The 18,750-nt window shown below is 72.0% G+C and carries 17 protein-coding genes; 8 read left to right on the top strand and 9 right to left on the bottom strand.

Translation table 11 applies throughout. The features are described from left to right. The first annotated feature begins 58 nt into the window (after positions 1 to 58). Positions 59 to 895, top strand: coding sequence for a chaplin family protein (locus tag ACIQZO_RS29100; RefSeq protein ID WP_403631572.1), 837 nt, complete (start codon positions 59 to 61; stop codon positions 893 to 895). A 39-nt stretch (positions 896 to 934) separates the two neighbouring features. Here the strand turns inward: ACIQZO_RS29100 and ACIQZO_RS29095 are convergent, their stop codons facing one another. Beyond that, on the bottom strand, positions 935 to 1,123 hold the full coding sequence (locus ACIQZO_RS29095) for a DUF5703 family protein (RefSeq protein ID WP_030388705.1): 189 nt from the start codon (positions 1,121 to 1,123) through the stop codon (positions 935 to 937). A 47-nt stretch (positions 1,124 to 1,170) separates the two neighbouring features. On the opposite strand from ACIQZO_RS29095, the gene ACIQZO_RS29090 reads away from it, so the two are divergent. Further along, complete coding sequence (locus tag ACIQZO_RS29090; RefSeq protein WP_403631571.1) at positions 1,171 to 1,833, top strand: hypothetical protein; 663 nt, start codon at positions 1,171 to 1,173, stop codon at positions 1,831 to 1,833. A 65-nt stretch (positions 1,834 to 1,898) separates the two neighbouring features. On the opposite strand, the gene ACIQZO_RS29085 is transcribed toward ACIQZO_RS29090, so the two are convergent. Together ACIQZO_RS29085 and ACIQZO_RS29080 are read right to left on the bottom strand one after the other, a co-directional pair. Continuing rightward, positions 1,899 to 4,241, bottom strand: a complete 2,343-nt coding sequence (locus tag ACIQZO_RS29085) for an ATP-binding domain-containing protein (RefSeq protein ID WP_403631570.1) — start codon at positions 4,239 to 4,241, stop codon at positions 1,899 to 1,901. Next, the gene (locus tag ACIQZO_RS29080) at positions 4,238 to 5,221 is read right to left on the bottom strand and encodes an aldo/keto reductase (RefSeq protein WP_403631569.1); all 984 of its coding nucleotides are present in this window, start codon (positions 5,219 to 5,221) and stop codon (positions 4,238 to 4,240) included. The genes ACIQZO_RS29085 and ACIQZO_RS29080 overlap by 4 nt, the downstream gene beginning before the upstream one ends. Positions 5,222 to 5,322: 101 nt before the next feature. Between ACIQZO_RS29080 and ACIQZO_RS29075 the strand changes: the two genes are divergently transcribed. Both ACIQZO_RS29075 and ACIQZO_RS29070 read left to right on the top strand, forming a co-directional pair. Next, positions 5,323 to 6,372, top strand: a complete 1,050-nt coding sequence (locus ACIQZO_RS29075; RefSeq protein WP_403631568.1) for an LLM class F420-dependent oxidoreductase — start codon at positions 5,323 to 5,325, stop codon at positions 6,370 to 6,372. A 223-nt stretch (positions 6,373 to 6,595) separates the two neighbouring features. Then, a complete protein-coding gene (locus ACIQZO_RS29070) occupies positions 6,596 to 7,426 on the top strand; it encodes a ferritin-like domain-containing protein (protein ID WP_403631567.1) in 831 nt (276 codons plus the stop codon). On the opposite strand, the gene corA is transcribed toward ACIQZO_RS29070, so the two are convergent. Continuing rightward, the gene (gene corA / locus ACIQZO_RS29065; protein WP_403631566.1) at positions 7,404 to 8,396 is read right to left on the bottom strand and encodes a magnesium/cobalt transporter CorA; all 993 of its coding nucleotides are present in this window, start codon (positions 8,394 to 8,396) and stop codon (positions 7,404 to 7,406) included. The two genes, ACIQZO_RS29070 and corA, sit on opposite strands and share 23 nt — an antisense overlap. Positions 8,397 to 8,450: 54 nt before the next feature. On the opposite strand from corA, the gene ACIQZO_RS29060 reads away from it, so the two are divergent. The 4 genes from ACIQZO_RS29060 to mshC all read left to right on the top strand — a co-directional run bounded on the left by ACIQZO_RS29060 (position 8,451) and on the right by mshC (position 11,989). Next, positions 8,451 to 9,170, top strand: a complete 720-nt coding sequence (locus ACIQZO_RS29060) for a histidine phosphatase family protein (RefSeq protein ID WP_403631565.1) — start codon at positions 8,451 to 8,453, stop codon at positions 9,168 to 9,170. Positions 9,171 to 9,246: 76 nt separating this feature from the next. Next, on the top strand, positions 9,247 to 9,837 hold the full coding sequence (locus ACIQZO_RS29055; RefSeq protein ID WP_403631564.1) for a DUF3090 domain-containing protein: 591 nt from the start codon (positions 9,247 to 9,249) through the stop codon (positions 9,835 to 9,837). Next, positions 9,801 to 10,649 (top strand): SCO1664 family protein, encoded by an 849-nt coding sequence (locus tag ACIQZO_RS29050; protein ID WP_403631782.1) that lies wholly within the window; start codon positions 9,801 to 9,803, stop codon positions 10,647 to 10,649. Before ACIQZO_RS29055 ends, ACIQZO_RS29050 begins: the two co-directional genes overlap by 37 nt. A gap of 110 nt (positions 10,650 to 10,759) precedes the next feature. Continuing rightward, positions 10,760 to 11,989, top strand: a complete 1,230-nt coding sequence (gene mshC, locus ACIQZO_RS29045; RefSeq protein WP_403631563.1) for a cysteine--1-D-myo-inosityl 2-amino-2-deoxy-alpha-D-glucopyranoside ligase — start codon at positions 10,760 to 10,762, stop codon at positions 11,987 to 11,989. A 93-nt stretch (positions 11,990 to 12,082) separates the two neighbouring features. Here mshC and ACIQZO_RS29040 read toward each other — a convergent pair whose 3' ends face one another. From ACIQZO_RS29040 to ACIQZO_RS29020, 5 genes are all read right to left on the bottom strand, one after another. Next, the gene (locus ACIQZO_RS29040; protein WP_403631562.1) at positions 12,083 to 13,069 is read right to left on the bottom strand and encodes a PAC2 family protein; all 987 of its coding nucleotides are present in this window, start codon (positions 13,067 to 13,069) and stop codon (positions 12,083 to 12,085) included. Positions 13,070 to 13,196: 127 nt separating this feature from the next. Beyond that, positions 13,197 to 14,804, bottom strand: coding sequence for an FAD-dependent oxidoreductase (locus ACIQZO_RS29035; RefSeq protein WP_403631561.1), 1,608 nt, complete (start codon positions 14,802 to 14,804; stop codon positions 13,197 to 13,199). 41 nt (positions 14,805 to 14,845) lie between these two features. Further along, positions 14,846 to 16,372 (bottom strand): glycerol kinase GlpK, encoded by a 1,527-nt coding sequence (gene glpK, locus ACIQZO_RS29030; RefSeq protein ID WP_403631560.1) that lies wholly within the window; start codon positions 16,370 to 16,372, stop codon positions 14,846 to 14,848. An 81-nt stretch (positions 16,373 to 16,453) separates the two neighbouring features. Further along, a complete protein-coding gene (locus tag ACIQZO_RS29025) occupies positions 16,454 to 17,236 on the bottom strand; it encodes an MIP/aquaporin family protein (RefSeq protein WP_403631559.1) in 783 nt (260 codons plus the stop codon). Between the two features lie 313 nt (positions 17,237 to 17,549). Further along, positions 17,550 to 18,317, bottom strand: a complete 768-nt coding sequence (locus ACIQZO_RS29020) for an IclR family transcriptional regulator (RefSeq protein ID WP_403631558.1) — start codon at positions 18,315 to 18,317, stop codon at positions 17,550 to 17,552. Positions 18,318 to 18,750: the final 433 nt, after the last annotated feature.

The following is an 18,750-nucleotide window of genomic DNA, read 5'->3' as shown; positions in this document are numbered from 1 at the left end:
GGACGGCCGGGCCATCGAGCGATGGTCGAAACACGTACACACCAGGGGACGAGTACAGATGCGACGACCGGCACAGGTCACCAGGAAGACCCTGATCACCATGGCTGCCGCGGGGGGTGTCCTCGCATTGGGCGGGGGATACGCACACGCGGACTCCGGCGCCTCGGGGCACGCCGCGAACTCTCCGGGCCTGCTGTCCGGGAACAACCTGCAGGCGCCCGTGGACGCGCCGGTGAACGCCTGCGGGAACACGATCACGGTGGTGGGAGCCCTCAACCCGGCCTTCGGGAACCACTGCGTCAACGGATCCGGCCACGCCAAGCCGAAGCCGCCGAAGCCGAATCACCCCGGGCACCCGGGCGGCGGCGACGAACCGTGCGACGACCACCCGGGCAACCCCGGTAACCCGGGCAACCCCGGTACTCCAGGGAACCCCGGCACCCCCGGTATTCCAGGGAACCCGGGCACCCCCGGAACCCCTGGGAATCCCGGAACCCCGGGCACTCCCGGTAACCCCGGTACTCCTGGGAACCCGGGCACCCCCGGTACTCCTGGGAACCCGGGCACCCCCGGAACCCCTGGGAATCCCGGAACCCCGGGCAACCCCGGCACTCCCGGTACTCCTGGGAACCCCGGCACTCCCGGTAACCCGGGCACCCCCGGTACTCCTGGGAACCCCGGCACCCCTGGGAACCCCGGTACGCCCGCCAACCCCGGCGGCGGTGCCGTCACCCCGGTCACGCACCCCGGTCCGGGCAACGGGAACAACCCCGGGCAGGCGGGCGGGCTCGCCGTCACCGGGTCCGGTGACGTCCTCACCGCCGGGCTGCCGATCGCGGGCGGCCTGCTGCTCGCCGGCACCGTGCTCTACCGGCGTGCCCGCAACGCCGCCTGACGGACGGTCACGGCGCGGGCCCCGCCCCCGGGGCCCGCGTCACCAGGTCGCGCGGACCTGACGGATGATCCGGCGGCGCAGTCGCACGCGGCGGCTGCCGTCCCGGTACAGGCTCAGGCGGTCGAGCTCCCAGTTCCCGTACTCGGCATGGTCGGTCAACAGGCGGGTCGCCTCGCTGCGAGGGACCCCGCGGGGCACGTACACGTCGACAAATTCGTATTCCGGCATCGCATCTATTGTGCGGGCAGAGGCCTGCTACGGATAGCGTCTGCTCTATGTCTGATGCCGCTCTTCCCACTGTTGCCGAGGTACGCGCCGCCGCCGAGGCGGTCAAGGCCGCGCTCGACCGTCACCTCGCCGCGGTCGAGCGCAGGATCGGGGACGAGGACCCCGACGTCTACGCCGCGTTCAACGAACTCGCCGCCGCGGCCGAGGTGTACGACGAACTCCTCTACGACCGCCACGACGAGGTCACCCCCTTCGAGATCCCCACGCCCGAGGACGGCGTGCCGTACACCGGCCCCGCCGAGCCCGCCGCCTTCAGCGTGCTCATCCGCCGCGACTACGCCGTCGTCGAACCGGCCCGGCTGATCGCCCAGGCCGAGCGGGTCGCCGCACACGACCGGGACGCCGAATTCGTCAACGACGGCGGCAGCGCCGAGGCGCTGGGCGTGCTCTTCGGGGAGTACGAGCCCGACGAGATCGCCTCCCGGTACAAGGACTTCGGGCTGGAGGAGGGCGACTCCACCCTCTGGATCGCGGCCTCGGAGGAGGTGCCGGAACCGGGGGAGTGGCTGGGCTCGCCCTTCGGGCACATCGATCCGCAGGACGTGCTGCACCGCTTCGACGTCAGTTCCGTCTTCGACGAGGAGGCCGACGGCTTCGACGAGGACGAGGACGAGGAAGAGGTCGCGGAGCCCGGGCTGACCCCGGCCTGACCTCGGCCCGACCCCGGTCCACCGGTGGCCCCGCCCTCCGATCCGAGGGCGGGGCCACCGGCGTCTCACTCCGGTTGAGCGCCCGCCGTCGCGAGGGCCGTCAGCAGGCCCGTCAGCCGTGTCGTACGCGGCTTCGCCGGTACCTCGGCCACCGCGTGCGGCAGCGCCTGGTCGACCCCGTGCACCACGGACAGGTGCCGCTCGCCCCGCCCGAACGCCGTGTAGACCCAGTCCCGCGACAGCGCCTGCGCCGCGTCGCCCGGCAGTACGACGACCACCGCCGGCCAGCGCGTCCCCACGGCCTGATGTGCGGTCACCGCCCAGCCGTGCCGCACCCGGGACTCGACGAGCTCCTTCGGAACGACGATCCGCGCGCCGGCGCGGTCCAGGTGCAGGCCCTCGGCGTCGGCCGACACCACCCGGGCCGGCAGGGCCCGGCCGGCGGACGGTACGTGGACGACCCGGTCGCCGGGGTCGAAGCCGCCGAACCGGCCCGGACCGGGGTTCAGCCGCTCCTTCAGGGCGGCGTTCAGCGCCCGGGTCCCGGCAGCGCCGCCGTGGCCCGGGGTGATCACCTGCACGCTGTCCGCCGGGATCCCGAAGGCCCGCGGCACGGATTCGGCCACCAGCTGCACGGTCCGGTGCACGGCCTCCCCGGCGTCCTGCACCGGGACGATGACGACCTCCTTGCCGGGGGCCTCGACCTGGTTCAGCTCCCCGATCCCGACCCCGGAGACGAGCTCGCCAAGGGGGCCCGGGTCGGGGGTGCGGGAGACCAGCTGCGGGCAGGTGCGGGCCGCCAGCACATCGGCGAACACCCGTCCGGCCCCGGCGGACCCGAGCACGCCGGGATCCCCGGACAGCACCAGCCGGGCCCCGTCCGGTACGGACTCCACCAGCGCGGCCGCGGTCTCCACGTCCAGCTGCGGTGCGTCCAGCACCACGAGCAGGTCCAGCGCGAACTGCCCGTCCGCGTCCCGCCCGGGACCCTCGGCCCCCGACAGCAGCTCGGCCACGGTCACCGCGTCCGGGCCGCCCGGCGCGTGCGCGGCCAGGCAGACGCGCAGGCCCAGCTCCCGGGCCGCCGAGGCCAGGGCGAACGGCTCGGCGCGGGCGGCCTCGCCGCCCGTGTGGGTGACCAGGCCGCGGCCCGCGACCGCGCGGATCAGTTCGGCGGCGGAGGGGCTCGGCGCGGCCCCGGCGGCCCGCTCCCAGTCCGCCCCGTCGTCGAAGGTGCCGGCGGCCAGTCGGGCCAGGCCGTCGGCCAGGCTCTCCTCGGCCATGGCGGCGCCCTCCAGGCCCACGAGCACCCGGACGGGCTGCTCTGTGTTCTCGGCGTCCATGGCGGCCTCGGCGTCCATGGCGGCCTCGGCGTCCATGGCGGCCTCGGCGTCCATGGCGGCCTCGGCGTCCACGGTGGCCGCGGTGGCCGCGGCCACCGGAGGCCCCAGCGGCTCGTGGAAGACGAGCACCGAGCCCTCGGCGACGGCCTGTTCCAGCGCTTCGGCGGAATCCGGCACGCCGTACTGGGCCAGCGCCTTCTCCAGCACCGGAGCCTCCAGCGCGGTGTGTCCCTTCAGGCCGGCCTGGGCCAGCAGCCAGCCCACCAGGACGGTGGTGCGGCGCTCGTCCCCGGGACCGGCCTCGGGGCCCAGCAGGGCCCGCGCGAAGCCGTCGGCCTGGGCCGGGCGCACGGTGGCGACGGACAGCAGCCGCCAGGGGTTCTCGGCGAGCTGTTCGGCGGCGCCCTCGCCGAGGGCCGCCGCGGCGGGGCCGGCCAGGGTCTCGGGGGCGCCGCCGCGGGCCAGTACGGCCCGTACGCCCTCGACCGCGTCGGCGGAGGGTGCGAGCGCTGGCGCGGTCACCGCGGCCGGGGCGGCGGGGCGCGGTGCCGAGGGCGCGGGCGCCCTGCGGGGCGCGGCCGGGGCCTCGTCGAAGTAGACGGGGGAGGGCTTCTCCCCGCTCTCCACGGCCCGTACGGCGGCCAGCAGGTCGGCGGCCTTCCCGCTGAGCTTCGTCCCGGCGTCTACGGGCGCCTCCCGCTCGGCCCTGCGCCGGGCGATCCGCTCGCGCTCGACCTTCTGGGCGGCCAACTCGGCCTGGGCCTCGGAGAGTGCGGGCGCCGCCTGGGCCCCGGCGGCCGGCTCTGCGGGCTCTGTGTCGTCGGCGGAGGCGTCGGAGCCCTCGGAGGTGTCGGCAGGGTCGGCCTCGGGGTCGGTTCCTGCGGAGCCCTCCCCCTCCCCGCCCCTTCCCGAAACCGGGGGCTCCGCCCCCGGCCCCCCGTCCTCGCCGACCGGCTCCGCCGTCGGCTGCTCGGCTCCGCCGGACCCGGGCTCGGCACCGGCTTCGGCCGACGGGGTGGCCGGGTTCTCCGCGGCAGCGGTATCGGCCTGAGGGTCCGTACTCACAGCGTGCTCCAGTCCTGATCGGGGTAGCGGTGCACCGGAACCGAAACATCGTCCAGCGCCCGGCAGATCTCCTCCGGAAGACTAAGGGCCTCCACCGACAGTGCCGACGCGAGCTGCGCCGACGTGCGCGCGCCGACGATCGGAGCCACCACCCCCGGCCGGTCCCGGATCCACGCCAGAGCCACCTGGAGCGGGGTCACGGCAAGCCCCTGGGCCGCCGTCACCACCGCGTCCACGATCCGCCCCGCGGGCTCGTCGAGGTACGGGTCCACCAGCGCGGCCAGGGACTCCGAGGCGCCCCGGGAGTCCGACGGGGTGCCGTCGCGGTACTTGCCCGTCAGCACCCCGCGCCCCAGCGGCGAGGAGGGCAGCAGGCCGATCCCGAGGTCCAGTGCGGCGGGCAGTACCTCCCGTTCCACCCCGCGCTGGAGCAGGGAGTACTCCATCTGCGTCGAGGCGATCCGGGTGCGCACCCCGGGGGCCGCCAGCTGCCAGGTCGCCGCCTTCGCCAGCTGCCAGCCGCAGAAGCCGGCCAGCCCCGCGTACCGGGCCCGGCCGCTGCTGACCGCAAGGTCCAGCGCCTGCAGGGTCTCCTCCAGCGGGGTCGCCGGGTCGAAGGCGTGCAGCTGCCACAGGTCGACGTAGTCGGTGCCCAGCCGGTCCAGCGAGGCGTCCAGGGCCGCGAGCAGGTGCCCGCGCGAGCCGTCGAAGCGCCGGTCGGGGTCCGGCACGCTGCCCGCCTTGGTCGCGATCACCAGGTCCCGGCGCGGCACGAGCCCGCCCACCAGCCGCCCGAGGAGGTACTCCGCCTCACCGCCGGCGTACACGTCGGCGGTGTCGACGAGCGTGCCGCCCGCCTCCCAGAAGGTCTTCACCTGCTCGGCGGCGGCTTCCTCGCCGGTGTCGTGGCCCCAGGTGAGGGTGCCGAGGCCGATCCGGGAGACGCGCAGTCCGGTGCGGCCGAGATGCCTCTGCTCCATGAGCGCTGAGACTACTGGGGCGCTGACGCGAAGCACCCTGGCGCGCTACAGTCCCCGCACACCAACGTTACTGATCGGTAAACCGGTAAGGGGACGAACATATGCGGCTCGGCATCAATCTTGGTTACTGGGGCGCGGGTATGGACGCCGACAACCTCGCCGTCGCCCAGGAGGCCGACCGCCTGGGATACGACGTCTGCTGGGCCGCCGAGGCCTACGGCTCCGACGCCCCGACCGTGCTCGCCTGGGTCGCCGCCCAGACCCAGCGCATCGATGTCGGATCGGCGATCCTGCAGATCCCGGCCCGCCAGCCCGCGATGACCGCGATGACCGCGGCCACCCTCGACTCGCTCACCAAGGGTCGCTTCCGCCTGGGCCTCGGGGTCTCCGGCCCGCAGGTCTCCGAGGGCTGGTACGGCGTCAAGTTCGACAAGCCGCTCGCCCGCACCCGCGAGTACGTGGAGATCGTCCGCAAGGCCATGACCCGCGAGCGGCTCTCCTACGAGGGCCAGCACTGGACGCTGCCGCTCCCGGACGGCCCGGGCAAGCCCCTGAAGCTGACCGTGCACCCCGAGCGCGAGCACATCCCGCTCTACATCGCCGCCATCGGGCCGAAGAACCTGGAGCAGACCGGCGAGATCGCCGACGGCGCGCTGCTGATCTTCCCGGCCGCCGAACACCTGGAGGCCACCGCGCTCACCCACATCCGGGCGGGCCGCGAGAAGGCCGGGCTGACCATGGAGGGCTTCGATGTCTGCCCGACCGTGCCGCTGGCCCTCGGCGAGGACGTGAACGCGCTCGCGGACATGTTCCGCCCCTACACCGCCCTGTACGTGGGCGGCATGGGCAGCCGGAAGCAGAACTTCTACAACCAGCTGGCCCAGCGCATGGGTTACGAGAAGGAAGCCGCCGAGATTCAGGACAAGTACCTGGCGGGCGACAAGAACGGCGCGGCCGAGGCCGTCCCGCACTCGCTGATCGACTCGACCACGCTCCTCGGCCCGGTCGCCCGGATCGCGGACGGCATGCGGGCCTACGCGGAGGCCGGGGTCACCACCCTCACGCTGGCCCCGGCCGGCTTCACCCTGGAGGAGCGGATCGCCGCCCTGCGCGCCGGTACCGAGGCCATGGAGCTCGCGGGCCTCGCCTGATCGGCCGTCGCGGGCGCCGACGGCGGAACGCCGGCGCCCGCGAGAAGCTTCTGCGGCCGTGGTGGGGGCTCGGGGGGTCTTCCCCGCCACGGCCGACACAGTGAACAACGCCGTGGACGCCCGCCGGGTTACGTGCGGCGGCCCAACCCCCGATTTCGTTCATTCGGACGAGTAGTGCGACCCATCGGTTGCCCGCCCCGCCGACCGGCGTTTGACTCGTTCCATGCTCTCTGCCCGCAGCCTGTTCCAGGAGATCGTCGACAATGACGACTCCTTCCAGCTGTTCTGCTCCATCGCCGCCAGCGGGGAGACCCAGGGCGGCTGGGAGAACGCCCGTATCGCGGCCCTGGTGCCGGACGGCATGCGCCACCTCGCGCCCAAGATCACCCGGCACGGCGCCGACGAGGACAAGCACGGCCGCATCTTCAACGCGCTGCTCCGCAAACGCGGACTGACGCCCGTCCCGGTACCCCCGGAGACCGACTACACGATGCTGCTGGAGCGCCGCGGCATCGGCCTCGCGCACGAGAAGCTGCGCCGCGAGGAAGCGCTGACCGAGGAGGACATCGTCGTCTACCTCGCGCACAGCCGCGTCACCGAACAGCGGGCGGCCGACCAGATGGACATGCTGGTCAAGTACTTCGGCGACCACCCCGAGGTGGGCAGGGCGATCCACATGATCAGCGACGACGAGGACAACCACCTCGCGTACTGCCACGAGGAACTGCTGAGCCTCGCCCGGGCGGGCTACGGCCGGACCATCCAGCGGGTGCTCCGCGAGAGCGCGCTCGCCGAGATCGGCGTCTACCGGGACGTGAGCCTCGCCGTCATGGCCCACATGGGGCGGCTGCTGCACTGGCCCGCCCCGAAGGCGGCCGCGCTCGCCGCCGGCATCCGCGCGATGTACGCGTACGAGCGGTTCAGCGGATGGCACCGGACGGTGGGCCTGCGGGTGCCGGAGCGGCTGGACGCCCTCGGCGGCGCACCGACCACCGCGGCCGGCTCCGCCCACGCCCCGCGCGAGCGGGAACTCAGAGCCAGCCCCGGCGCTTGAACATCCGGTGCAGGCCCAGACACGTGCCCGCCATGACCACCAGCACCGCCGGATAGCCCCAGGTGTGCCGCAGCTCCGGCATGTGGTCGAAGTTCATCCCGTAGATCCCCGCCACCATCGTGGGGACGGCCGCCATCGCCGCCCAGGCCGAGATCTTGCGCATGTCGTCGTTCTGCCGCAGGCCCATCTGCGCCAGGTGGGCGGAGAGCGCGTCCGACAGCAGCCGGTCCAGCCCCTCGATGTACTCGTTGGCCTTGGTCAGGTGGTCGGCGACGTCGCGGAAGAACGGCTGCGCGTGCTCGTGGACGAAGGGCACCTCACCGAAGGCGAGCCGGTCCATCGGCTGGAGCAGCGGGCTCGTCGCCCGCCGGAACTCCAGCACCTGCCGCTTGAAACCGTAGATCCGGGCCGCGGTGTTCTTGGTGTCCGAGGCGTTCGGGGCGAAGACCTCCGCCTCCAGCTCCTCGAGGTCTACCTGGAGCTCGGCCGCCACCTCGATGTAGTGGTCGACCACCGCGTCGGACACCGCGTACAGGACCGCCGTCGGGCCGTGCCGCAGGACGTCCGGATCCTGCTCCAGCCGGTGGCGCACGGCGGCCAGCGGGGCACCCTCGCCGTGCCGGACCGTGACGACGAACGAGTCCCCTATGAAGACCATCAGCTCGCCCGCGGTCACCGTGTCCGTGCCCTCGTCGTACCGCACCGGCTTGAGGACGACGAACAGCGAATCGTCGTACACCTCCAGCTTCGGGCGCTGGTGTGCCGTCAGCGCGTCCTCCACCGCCAGCGGGTGCAGGCCGAACTCTTGGCGGACATGCTCGAACTCCTTCTCCGTCGGCTCGTGCATGCCGATCCAGAGAAAGGCGTCACCGGTCGCCCGGGCCTGGTCGAGGGCGTCCGAGAAGTCGTCCGGCCCCTCGGTGCGGCGGCCGTCCCGGTAAATAGCGCAGTCCACAATCACGCGGGGCATTCTTCCCTGCCCACGGCCCGCCCGCACGCCCCCGGCAGCGCATACGCTGGCCCCATGGCCACGCTGATCCTCGTACGACACGGGCGGTCCACCGCCAACACCGCCGGGCTGCTCGCCGGATGGACCCCCGGAGTGGCGCTCGACGAGCGCGGCGCCGAGCAGGCCGCCGCACTCCCCGGCCGGCTGGCGGGGGTGCCCCTGGCCGCCGCCGTCACCAGCCCGCTGCAGCGCTGCCGGGAGACTCTGGCGCCCCTGCTGGCCGCACGTCCGGAGCTGGAACTGCACACCGACGAGCGGATCGGCGAGTGTCACTACGGCGACTGGTCCGGCCGCAAGCTCTCCGAGCTCTCCGACGAACCGCTGATGAAGATCGTCCAGCAGCACCCCTCGGCCGCCGCCTTCCCCGGAGGCGAGTCCATGCGCGCCATGCAGGCGCGCGCCGTGGAGGCCGTACGGGACTGGGACGCGCGGATCGAGCAGGAGCACGGGAGCGACGCCGTCTTCCTGATGTGCTCGCACGGCGACATCATCAAGTCCCTTGTCGCGGACGCCCTCGGCATGCACCTCGACCTCTTCCAGCGCATCCATGTGGACCCCTGCTCGGTGACTGCCATCCGCTACACCACCACCCGGCCCTTCGTGTTCCGCCTGGGTGACACCGGGGACTTCGGCTCGCTCGTACGGCGCCCCGCCGCACCGGAGGCCGTCGCATCGGACAAAGACACCGAAGACGCCGGGAACGCCGTCGTGGGAGGCGGCGCGGGCGCGGCTTGATCGCGCGGCGCAGTAGGGTGGACGGGCTCACACAGGGCGCGGATCTGCCCCTGCCGCCGAGACTTGGAGACTGGACGTGCCCCGTCAGGTGTTCCTCTACGACCCCCCGGACCGCTTCGTGGCCGGCACGGTCGGTCTGCCGGGACGCCGTACGTTCTTCCTGCAGGCCTCCGTCGGCCCCCGTGTCACCAGCGTCTCCCTGGAGAAGGCCCAGGTCGCGGCGCTGGCCGAGCGGATGGACGAGCTGCTGGACGAGGTCGTACGGCGCACCGGGGGCAATGCCCCGGTCCCGGCCGTCGCCCCTGCCGAGGCCGCCGACACCGCGCCGCTGGACGTCCCGGTCGACGAGGAGTTCCGCGTCGGCACCATGGCCCTGGCCTGGGACGGCGAGGATCAGCGCATGATCGTCGAGGCCCAGGCGCTCGTCGAACTCGACGCCGACTCCGACGAGGACCTCGCCGAGGCCGAGGAGCGGCTGCTCCAGGACGAGGAGAACGGCCCGCCGATGCTGCGGGTCCGCCTCAGCGGCGCCCAGGCCCGCGCCTTCGCCAAGCGGGCCCTGGACGTGGTCAACGCCGGCCGGCCGCCGTGCCCGCTGTGCAGCCTGCCGCTGGACCCGGAAGGGCACGTCTGCCCGCGCCAGAACGGCTACCGGCGCCAGGCGTGACCGACACGGGGGAGCTGGAGGAACTGCTCGCCAAGGGCGAGCTCACCGTCATCGGCCGGATCCGGGAGGCGTCCAACGCCGTCCTGCTGTGCAACGTCACGTACGAGGGCGTCAGCGCCGACTGCGTGTACAAGCCGGTCAAAGGGGAGCGGCCGCTGTGGGACTTCCCCGACGGGAACCTCGCCCAGCGCGAGGTCGCCTCGTACGTGGTCTCCGAGGCCACCGGGTGGGGCCTGGTACCGGCGACCGTGCTGCGCGACGGACCGTACGGCGAGGGCATGGTCCAGCAGTGGATCGAGGCGGAGCAGCCCGACGAGGACTCCCCGCTGGGCGGACTCCTCGGGCTCGTCGACGGAGAGGAGGCGGGGGAGGGCTGGAAGCCCGTCGCCCTCGCCGAAGTCGGTGAGGGCCGCACCGCCCTCCTCGTACACGCCGACGACCCGCGGCTGCGCCGGCTCTCCGTCCTCGACGCAGTGATCAACAACGGCGACCGCAAGGGCGGCCACCTGCTGCCCGCACCCGACGGACGGCTCTACGGCATCGACCACGGGGTGACCTTCCACGCCGAGGACAAGCTGCGCACCCTGCTGTGGGGCTGGGCGGGGGAGCCTCTGACCGACGAGGCGCGCGAGGCGCTGGCCGGGCTGGCCGCCGGGCTGGCTCCGGGAGCCCCGCTCGCCACCCGGCTGGCCGAACTGATCACATCGGTCGAGCTGGCCGCCGTACGGGACCGGGTGGAGCACCTGCTGCGCACCGGGACCCACCCCGAGCCCTCCGGGCAGTGGCCCGCGATCCCTTGGCCACCGGTCTGAACCAGCCACTGGCCTTACACACAGAACCAGCCAGACCGCAAGAGGGCCGATCAAGACAACAGTGCAGGTCCGGTTCGTTTCCGGAACACCCGTCCGGTTAGTCTCGAGACATGCATGCCTGGCCCGCTTCTGAGGTCCCCGCCCTTCCTGGCAAGGGCCGCGACCTCCAGATCCACGACACCGCGACCCAGGGGACGATCACCCTCGCCCCCGGTCCCGTCGCCCGTATCTACGTCTGCGGCATCACTCCGTACGACGCGACCCACATCGGTCACGCGGCGACCTACAACGCGTTCGACCTCGTACAACGCGTGTGGCTCGACACCAAGCGGCAGATCCACTACGTCCAGAACGTCACGGATGTGGACGACCCGCTCCTGGAGCGGGCCCTGCGCGACGGCCAGGACTGGACCGAGCTGGCGGAGCGCGAGACCGCGCTCTTCCGCGAGGACATGACGGCCCTGCGGATGCTGCCGCCGCAGCACTACATCGGAGCCGTCGAGGCCATACCCGGCATCGTGCCGCTGGTCGAACGGCTGCGCGACGCCGGCGCCGCCTACGAGCTCGAGGGCGACACCTACTTCTCGGTCGAGGCCGACCCGCACTTCGGCGGGGTCTCGAACCTCGACGCCGAGGCCATGCGGCTGCTCTCGGCGGAGCGGGGCGGCGACCCCGACCGGCCCGGCAAGAAGAACCCGCTGGACCCGATGCTGTGGATGGCCGCACGTCCGGGCGAGCCGAGCTGGGACGGCGGCTCGCTGGGCCGCGGCCGGCCGGGCTGGCACATCGAGTGCGTGGCGATCGCCCTCGACCACCTGGGCATGGGCTTCGACATCCAGGGCGGCGGCTCCGACCTGGCGTTCCCGCACCACGAGATGGGCGCGTCGCACGCGCAGGCGCTGACGGGCGAGTTCCCGATGGCCAAGGCGTACGTGCACGCCGGCATGGTGGCGCTGCACGGAGCGAAGATGTCGAAGTCGAAGGGCAACCTCGTCTTCGTATCGGCGCTGCGGCGCTCCGGGGTGGACCCGGCGGCGATCCGCCTGGCGCTGCTCTCGCACCACTACCGGGCCGACTGGGAGTGGACGGACGGGATCCTCGCCGAGGCCGTGGCCCGCCTGGAGCGCTGGCGCGCGGCCGTGTCCCGCCCCGACGGGATCCCGGCCGACGCCCTGGTCGAGGAGGTCCGGGAAGCCCTGGCGAACGATCTGGACGCGCCCGCGGCCCTGGCGGCCGTGGACCGCTGGGTCGAGCGGCAGATCGCCACGGACGGGGACGACGAGTCGGCTCCCGGCCTGGTCTCCCGCACGGTCGACGCGCTGCTGGGCGTGGCTCTGTAGCCCGCAGCCGCACCTGCGACGCCCCCTGGCCCACCCGGGCCCGGGGGCGTCGCCCTGTCCGGGCGGGCACGGGCGCGGCACCCCCCCCCGCGGTCAGGACTCCGGTGGGGTGTCGCCCTCGTCCGGGGGCGGGGTCTCCGCCTCCGGCTCGGGGTCCGGCTTGCGCTTCGGCCGCGGGGAGAGGCCCCCGCTCGTGTCGCGGAGGTACGAGCCGTCGCCCGGCTCGGCCGAAGGGGCCGCCGGGTCACGCCGCCGCAGGTACCGCTCGAACTCGCGGGCGATCGCGTCGCCCGAGGCCTCCGGGAGATCGGCCGTGTCGCGGGCCTCTTCCAGCGTCTGGACGTACTCCGCCACCTCGCTGTCCTCGGCGGCCAGTTGGTCCACCCCCAGCTGCCACGCCCGCGCGTCCTCGGGGAGTTCGCCCAGCGGGATCCGGATGTCGATCAGATCCTCCAGACGGTTCAGCAGTGCCAGCGTCGCCTTCGGGTTGGGCGGCTGCGACACGTAGTGCGGCACCGCCGCCCACAGGGACACCGCCGGCACCCCGGCATGGGTACAGGCCTCCTGGAGGATGCCCACGATCCCCGTCGGGCCCTCGTACTTCGTCTCCTCCAGGTCCATCGTCCGCGCCAGATCGGCGTCCGAGGTCACCCCGCTGACCGGCACCGGCCGGGTGTGCGGGGTGTCACCCAGCAGCGCGCCCAGGATGACGACCATCTCGACGCCCAGCTCGTGGGCGAAGCCGAGGATCTCGTTGCAGAACGACCGCCACCGCATGGACGGTTCGATGCCGCGGACGAGCACCAGGTCGCGCGGCTTGGCACCACCGATCCGGACCACCGACAGCCGTGTCGTCGGCCATGTGATCTTCCGTACCCCGTTGTCCAGCCACACCGTCGGCCGGTTGACCTGGAAGTCGTAATAGTCCTCGGCGTCGAGTGCCGCGAAGACCTCGCCCTTCCACTCCCGGTCCAGGTGTGCGACCGCACCGGAGGCCGCGTCACCCGCGTCGTTCCAGCCCTCGAACGCGGCCACCATGACCGGGTCGATCAGCTCGGGCACGCCCTCAAGCTCGATCACCCAGGTCTCCTTCCGAAGTTCCCTTGCGTACGTGGGTCAGCCTAAGCCTTGATGAGGCACCGGCCACAGCCCACGACAGAGGGGCGGTTCCCCTCGGAACCGCCCCTCTTCCCCACCTGAGCGGGAGCTATGCCTTGTCGCCCAGCATCTCCTCGACACGGGAACGTACCGACTCGTCGTCCAGGCCGCGGATCGTCACCGTCGTGCGGCGGCGCAGCACGTCGTCGACCGTCTCGGCCCACTCGTTGTCACGGGCGTAGGCGACCTGCGCCCAGATCTCCGGACCGTCCGGGTGGATCCGCTCGGCCAGCGCCGGGTCCTCGTTCGCCAGGCGCGCGATGTCGAAGGCCAGCGAGCCGTAGTGCGAAGCCAGGTGGCGGGCGGTCAGGGGGTCCATCCGCGTGCCGGGCTCCCGGTCCACCAGCAGCCGGTGCGCGACCGCGTTCGGGTTGGCGACACCGGGCAGCGCGATCCGGCGCACCAGCGATTTCACCGGCTCCATGTCCTCGGTCAGCGGGCTGCCCGGGAGCTTGGCCAGCTTGTCCATGACCACACGGCCGATGTGGCGGTACGTCGTCCACTTGCCGCCGGCCACCGACAGCATGCCGCCGGCGCCCTCGGAGACGACCGTCTCGCGCTTGGCCTTCTCGACCCCGCCGGGGCCGCCGGGCAGCACCCGCAGGCCCGCGAAGGCGTACGTCATCAGCGAGCGGTCCAGGTCGGCGTCCTTCACCGAGAAGGCCGCCTCGTCCAGGATCTGCTGGATGTCGGACTCGGTGGCGCGCACGTCCGCCGGGTCGCCCTCGTACACCTCGTCGGTGGTGCCGAGCAGCAGCTGGTCCTCCCACGGGAGGGCGAAGGTGATGCGGTACTTGTCGATCGGGGTGGCCATGGCGGCCTTCCACGGCGACTTGCGCTTCATGACGATGTGCGCGCCCTTGGAGAGGCGGATCGACGGCAGGGAGTGCTTGTCTTCCATGCGCCGCAGGTGGTCCACCCACGGGCCGGTGGCGTTGAGCACGACGCGCGCGTCGACCCCGAACTCGGTGCCGTCGAGACGGTCCTTGAGGTCGGCGCCGGTGACCCGGCCGTGCGTCTTGCGCAGGCCGGTGACCTCGGCGTGGTTCAGGACGACCGCGCCCGACTCGACGGCCGCGCGGACCGTCATGACGGCGACGCGGGAGTCGTTCATCTGGTGGTCGTAGTAGACCGCGACGGCCTTGAGGTTCTCCGTCTTCAGGCCGGGGTTGTCGGCGACGGCACGGGCCGGGGATATGACCTTGCCCATGCCGTCCCCGAAGGCCGAGAGGGCGGAGTAGGCGAAGACGCCCGCGCCCAGCTTGGCCGCACCCACCGGACCGCCCTTGTAGACCGGCAGGTAGAAGGTGAGCGGGTTGACCAGGTGCGGGGCCACGTCCTTGGCCAGCACCCGGCGCTCGTGGTGGTTCTCCGCCACCAGCTTGACCGCGCCGGTCTGCAGGTAGCGCAGACCGCCGTGGACGAGCTTGGAGGAGGCCGAGGAGGTGGCGCCGGCGAAGTCGCCGGCGTCCACCATGGCAACCCGCAGGCCCGACTGCGCGGCGTGCCACGCCACGGAGGTGCCCAGGATTCCACCGCCGATGACCAGCAGGTCGTACGTGGCCTTCGACAGCTGCTCGCGGGTCTGCGCGCGGCTGACGTTGGCACCGGCGGTCGGGTGCGTGCCCAGTGCGGGAACGCTCTGCAGGCTGCTCATATCTCTCTTAGCTCCTCGTCGATTGACTCAGCTGAGTGCGGTCAGCTGGCGTCTTCGTCGTCGACCCAGCCCATGGAACGCTCCACGGCCTTGAGCCAGCTCTTGTACTCGCGGTCCCGCTGCTCGGCGGGCATCCGCGGGGTCCACTCCGCCGCGCGGCGCCAGTTGGCGCGCAGGGCGTCGGTGTCGGGCCAGAAGCCGACGGCCAGGCCGGCGGCGTAGGCGGCGCCGAGGCAGGTGGTCTCGGCGACCATCGGGCGCACCACGGGGGCGTCCAGGAAGTCCGAGAGCGTCTGCATCAGCAGGTTGTTGGAGGTCATGCCGCCGTCGACCTTGAGGGCGGCGAGCTCGACGCCCGAGTCCTTGGTCATGGCGTCGGTGATCTCGCGGGTCTGCCAGGCGGTGGCCTCCAGGACGGCACGGGCGATGTGCGCCTTGGTGACGTACCGGGTGAGGCCGGCGATCACACCGCGGGCGTCGGAGCGCCAGTACGGGGCGAAGAGGCCGGAGAAGGCCGGCACGAAGTAGGCGCCGCCGTTGTCTTCGACCGAGGAGGCCAGCGTCTCGATCTCGGCCGCGGACTTGATCAGGCCCATCTGGTCGCGCATCCACTGGACGAGCGAGCCGGTGACGGCGATGGAGCCTTCCAGCGCATAGACCGGCTTCTGGTCGCCGATCTTGTAGCCGACCGTGGTCAGCAGGCCGCTGTAGGAGTTGATGATCTTGTCGCCGGTGTTCATCAGCATGAACGTGCCGGTGCCGTACGTGGACTTGGCCTCGCCCTCGGCGAAACAGGTCTGGCCGAAGAGGGCGGCCTGCTGGTCACCGAGCGCCGAGGCGACCGGGACACCGGCGAGGACGCCGTCCTTGACGTGGCCGTAGACCTCGGCGGAGGACTTGATCTCCGGGAGGATGGTGAGCGGCACCTCCATGGACTTCGCGATGCTGTCGTCCCACTCCAGCGTGTGGAGGTTCATCAGCATGGTGCGCGAGGCGTTGGTGACGTCGGTGACGTGCACACCGCCCTGGGCGCCGCCGGTGAGGTTCCAGATGACCCAGGAGTCCATGGTGCCGAAGAGGATGTCGCCGGCGGCGGCGCGCTCACGCAGGCCCTCGACGTTGTCCAGCAGCCAGCGGGCCTTCGGACCGGCGAAGTAGCTTGCCAGCGGCAGGCCGGTCTCGCGGCGGAAGCGGTCCTGGCCGACGTTGCGGCCGAGCTCCTTGCACAGGGCGTCGGTGCGGGTGTCCTGCCAGACCAGCGCGTTGTGGACCGGCTCGCCGGTGTGGCGGTCCCACAGGACGGTGGTCTCGCGCTGGTTGGTGATGCCGACGGCCTTGACGTCCGCGGCGGTGATCTCGGCCTTGGCGATGGCCCCGGCGACGACCTCCTGGACGTTGGTCCAGATCTCGTTGGCGTCGTGCTCGACCCAGCCCGGCTTCGGGAAGATCTGCTCGTGCTCCTTCTGGTCGACGGCGACGATGCGGCCGTCGCGGTCGAAGACGATGCAGCGGGAGGAGGTGGTGCCCTGGTCGATCGCGGCGATGAAGGGGCCGGTGCTGGTGGTCATGTTGGCTGCTCCTGGCAGGTCTGGTGAGTAGGCGGAATCAGGAGGGCGGTGCGGATCTTACGATCTTGCCGGTACTGCTGATCAGGCGAACGCGATGTTGTAGAGACCACCGGCGAGCGCGGCACCGACGAGCGGGCCGACCACCGGGATCCAGGAGTAACCCCAGTCGGAGCCGCCCTTGTTGGGCAGCGGCAGCAGGGCGTGCACGATGCGCGGACCGAGGTCGCGCACCGGGTTGATGGCGTAGCCGGTCGGGCCACCGAGCGAGAGACCGATGCCGACGACCACGAAGGAGGTGATCAGGACGCCGATCACACCGAGGCCCTTGCCGTCGTCCTGGAGGCCCTGGGTCAAGATCGCCAGGACCAGGACGGCGGTACCGATGATCTCGGTCGTGAGGTTCTGTACGACATTACGGATCTCGGGGCCCGTGGAGAAGATGCCGAGCACCGGACCGGCCATGTCGTGCGGGTGCGGGTCCTCGGGGCCGAGCTTGGCGTCGCGGATGTGCTCCGGGTCGGCCAGGTGGACCCGGAACTGTCCGTAGTAGGTCACCCACATCAGGACCGCGCCGAGCATCGCGCCCAGCAGCTGGCCCGCGAAGTAGACCGGAACGTCGCCCCACTCGCCGCTCTTGATGGCGAGGCCGACGGTGACCGCCGGGTTGAGGTGCGCACCGGAGAGCGGCGCGGAGACGTAGGCGGCGATCAGAACGGCGAATCCCCAGCCGAATGTGATCGCGAGCCAGCCCGCATTGCGGGCCTTGGAGCTCTTGAGTGTCACTGCGGCGCAGACGCCACCGCCGAGCAGTGTGAGCAGGGCGGTACCGATGGTCTCGCCGATGAAGATGTCGGAGCTGGACACCCGCGACTCCTTTGTACGTCCAGGGGTGAGCGGACACCGGGTCCCTCCGGTGGTTCCGCGCACTCGGTGAGTGCTGCACCGGTCCGTGGCCTTGTCGCATCCTAGCGCGTATTGCCGGTAGGTGTTCGACAATGCCGACCGATGAACGGCAGTTTTCCGCCCAAGTGAAGAATGCGTCAAGGGTCGGCCAGGCCAAAGTGTCGGATCGTTACCACTAGGTGCGATCACCCAAAACCAGCCAACCTGTGGCCGGGATATGGCGAAAAGTGGGCAGAAAGGGGCCCAGGAGTGGCTACAGCCTGTTAAAGGAAGCTCAGAACCGGCCTGCGCCGAGATCGCGTGAAACCGCACGCGCACAGTCCCGCACCGACGCGACGAGGGCCGCACGGGGCTCACCCGACTCGCCGCAGACCCGTTCCACGGCGCCCGCGACCGCCACGGCGCCCACCGGCATCCTGCGCCGGTCGTGGATCGGCGCCGCCACCGAGGCGATGCCCTCCCAGGTCTCCTCGACGTCGGAGGCCCAGCCGCGGGCCCGGGTCAGGCCCAGGATCTCCTCGAAGCCGGTGCCGTCCGTGACCGTGCGGGGGGTGAACGCCTCGCGGTCCACCTCGTGCGCCTGGGTGTGCGCCACGGGGTCGTAGGCCGACAGCACCTTGCCCAGGGCGGTGGAGTGCAGCGGCTGCATGGCCCCCACCTCCAGCACCTGGCGGCTGTCGTCGGGCCGGAACACGTGGTGCATGATCAGCACCCCGCTCTGGTGCAGCACGCCCACGTACACGCTCTCGCCGCTCGCCCGGGCCAGATCGTCCGTCCAGACCAGGGCGCGGGCGCGCAGCTCGTGCACGTCGAGGTAGCTGTTGCCCAGGCGCAGCAGCTCCGCGCCCAGCTGGTACCGGCCGGAGGCCGGGTCCTGCTCGACGAAGCCCTCGGCCTGCAGGGTGCGCAGGATGCCGTGGGCCGTGCCCTTGGCCAGGCCCAGCGAGGACGCCACGTCCGAGAGTCCCAGCCGGCGCTCGCCGCCCGCCAGGAGTCGCAGCATCGCAGCGGCTCGTTCGAGCGACTGGATGTTCCGTGCCATCGCGCAGCCTCCTGCAGACCTTCGGTATTACTGACCATCTTGACGCGGTTCGACAATGCTGAACAGTATCGGTCGATGCCGACCTTGCGCACCGTCGGAGATCTGTTCGCCGTACCGCCGCCGGGACACCTCTGGCAAGTCCCCGCCACAGAATGCAGTCCGCCACGTGGGACACCCACACCGGGGCCGGTGCCTCGCGGTTACCCTGGCCGCGTGCACCCTTGACGCCGAAGGGGTGCAAAGCCGACAGCCGTCGCAACCCAGGGAGCACAAGCATGGCTTCGTTGCCGAACCCGCCCGCGGACACCCAGACCCGGGCCGATGCCCTCCGTGAGGCGCTCGCGACCCGCGTGGTCGTCGCCGACGGGGCCATGGGGACGATGCTCCAGGCGCAGGACCCCACGATGGAGGACTTCCAGCAGCTCGAGGGCTG

This window comes from Streptomyces sp. NPDC097617 (genome assembly GCF_044761485.1).
GTDB lineage: Bacteria > Actinomycetota > Actinomycetes > Streptomycetales > Streptomycetaceae > Streptomyces.
This window is presented reverse-complemented; position numbering and strand designations above follow the sequence as displayed.

What these genes read in the sequence shown, in the direction of transcription:
- ACIQZO_RS29100 (WP_403631572.1), top strand. Translation starts at nt 59, where the DNA reads ATGCGACGACCGGCACAGGTCACCAGGAAGACCCTGATCACCATGGCT.
- ACIQZO_RS29095 (WP_030388705.1), bottom strand. Translation starts at nt 1,123, where the DNA reads ATGCCGGAATACGAATTTGTCGACGTGTACGTGCCCCGCGGGGTCCCT.
- ACIQZO_RS29090 (WP_403631571.1), top strand. Translation starts at nt 1,171, where the DNA reads ATGTCTGATGCCGCTCTTCCCACTGTTGCCGAGGTACGCGCCGCCGCC.
- ACIQZO_RS29080 (WP_403631569.1), bottom strand. Translation starts at nt 5,221, where the DNA reads ATGGAGCAGAGGCATCTCGGCCGCACCGGACTGCGCGTCTCCCGGATC.
- ACIQZO_RS29075 (WP_403631568.1), top strand. Translation starts at nt 5,323, where the DNA reads ATGCGGCTCGGCATCAATCTTGGTTACTGGGGCGCGGGTATGGACGCC.
- ACIQZO_RS29070 (WP_403631567.1), top strand. Translation starts at nt 6,596, where the DNA reads ATGCTCTCTGCCCGCAGCCTGTTCCAGGAGATCGTCGACAATGACGAC.
- corA (WP_403631566.1), bottom strand. Translation starts at nt 8,396, where the DNA reads ATGCCCCGCGTGATTGTGGACTGCGCTATTTACCGGGACGGCCGCCGC.
- ACIQZO_RS29060 (WP_403631565.1), top strand. Translation starts at nt 8,451, where the DNA reads ATGGCCACGCTGATCCTCGTACGACACGGGCGGTCCACCGCCAACACC.
- mshC (WP_403631563.1), top strand. Translation starts at nt 10,760, where the DNA reads ATGCATGCCTGGCCCGCTTCTGAGGTCCCCGCCCTTCCTGGCAAGGGC.
- ACIQZO_RS29035 (WP_403631561.1), bottom strand. Translation starts at nt 14,804, where the DNA reads ATGAGCAGCCTGCAGAGCGTTCCCGCACTGGGCACGCACCCGACCGCC.
- glpK (WP_403631560.1), bottom strand. Translation starts at nt 16,372, where the DNA reads ATGACCACCAGCACCGGCCCCTTCATCGCCGCGATCGACCAGGGCACC.
- ACIQZO_RS29020 (WP_403631558.1), bottom strand. Translation starts at nt 18,317, where the DNA reads ATGGCACGGAACATCCAGTCGCTCGAACGAGCCGCTGCGATGCTGCGA.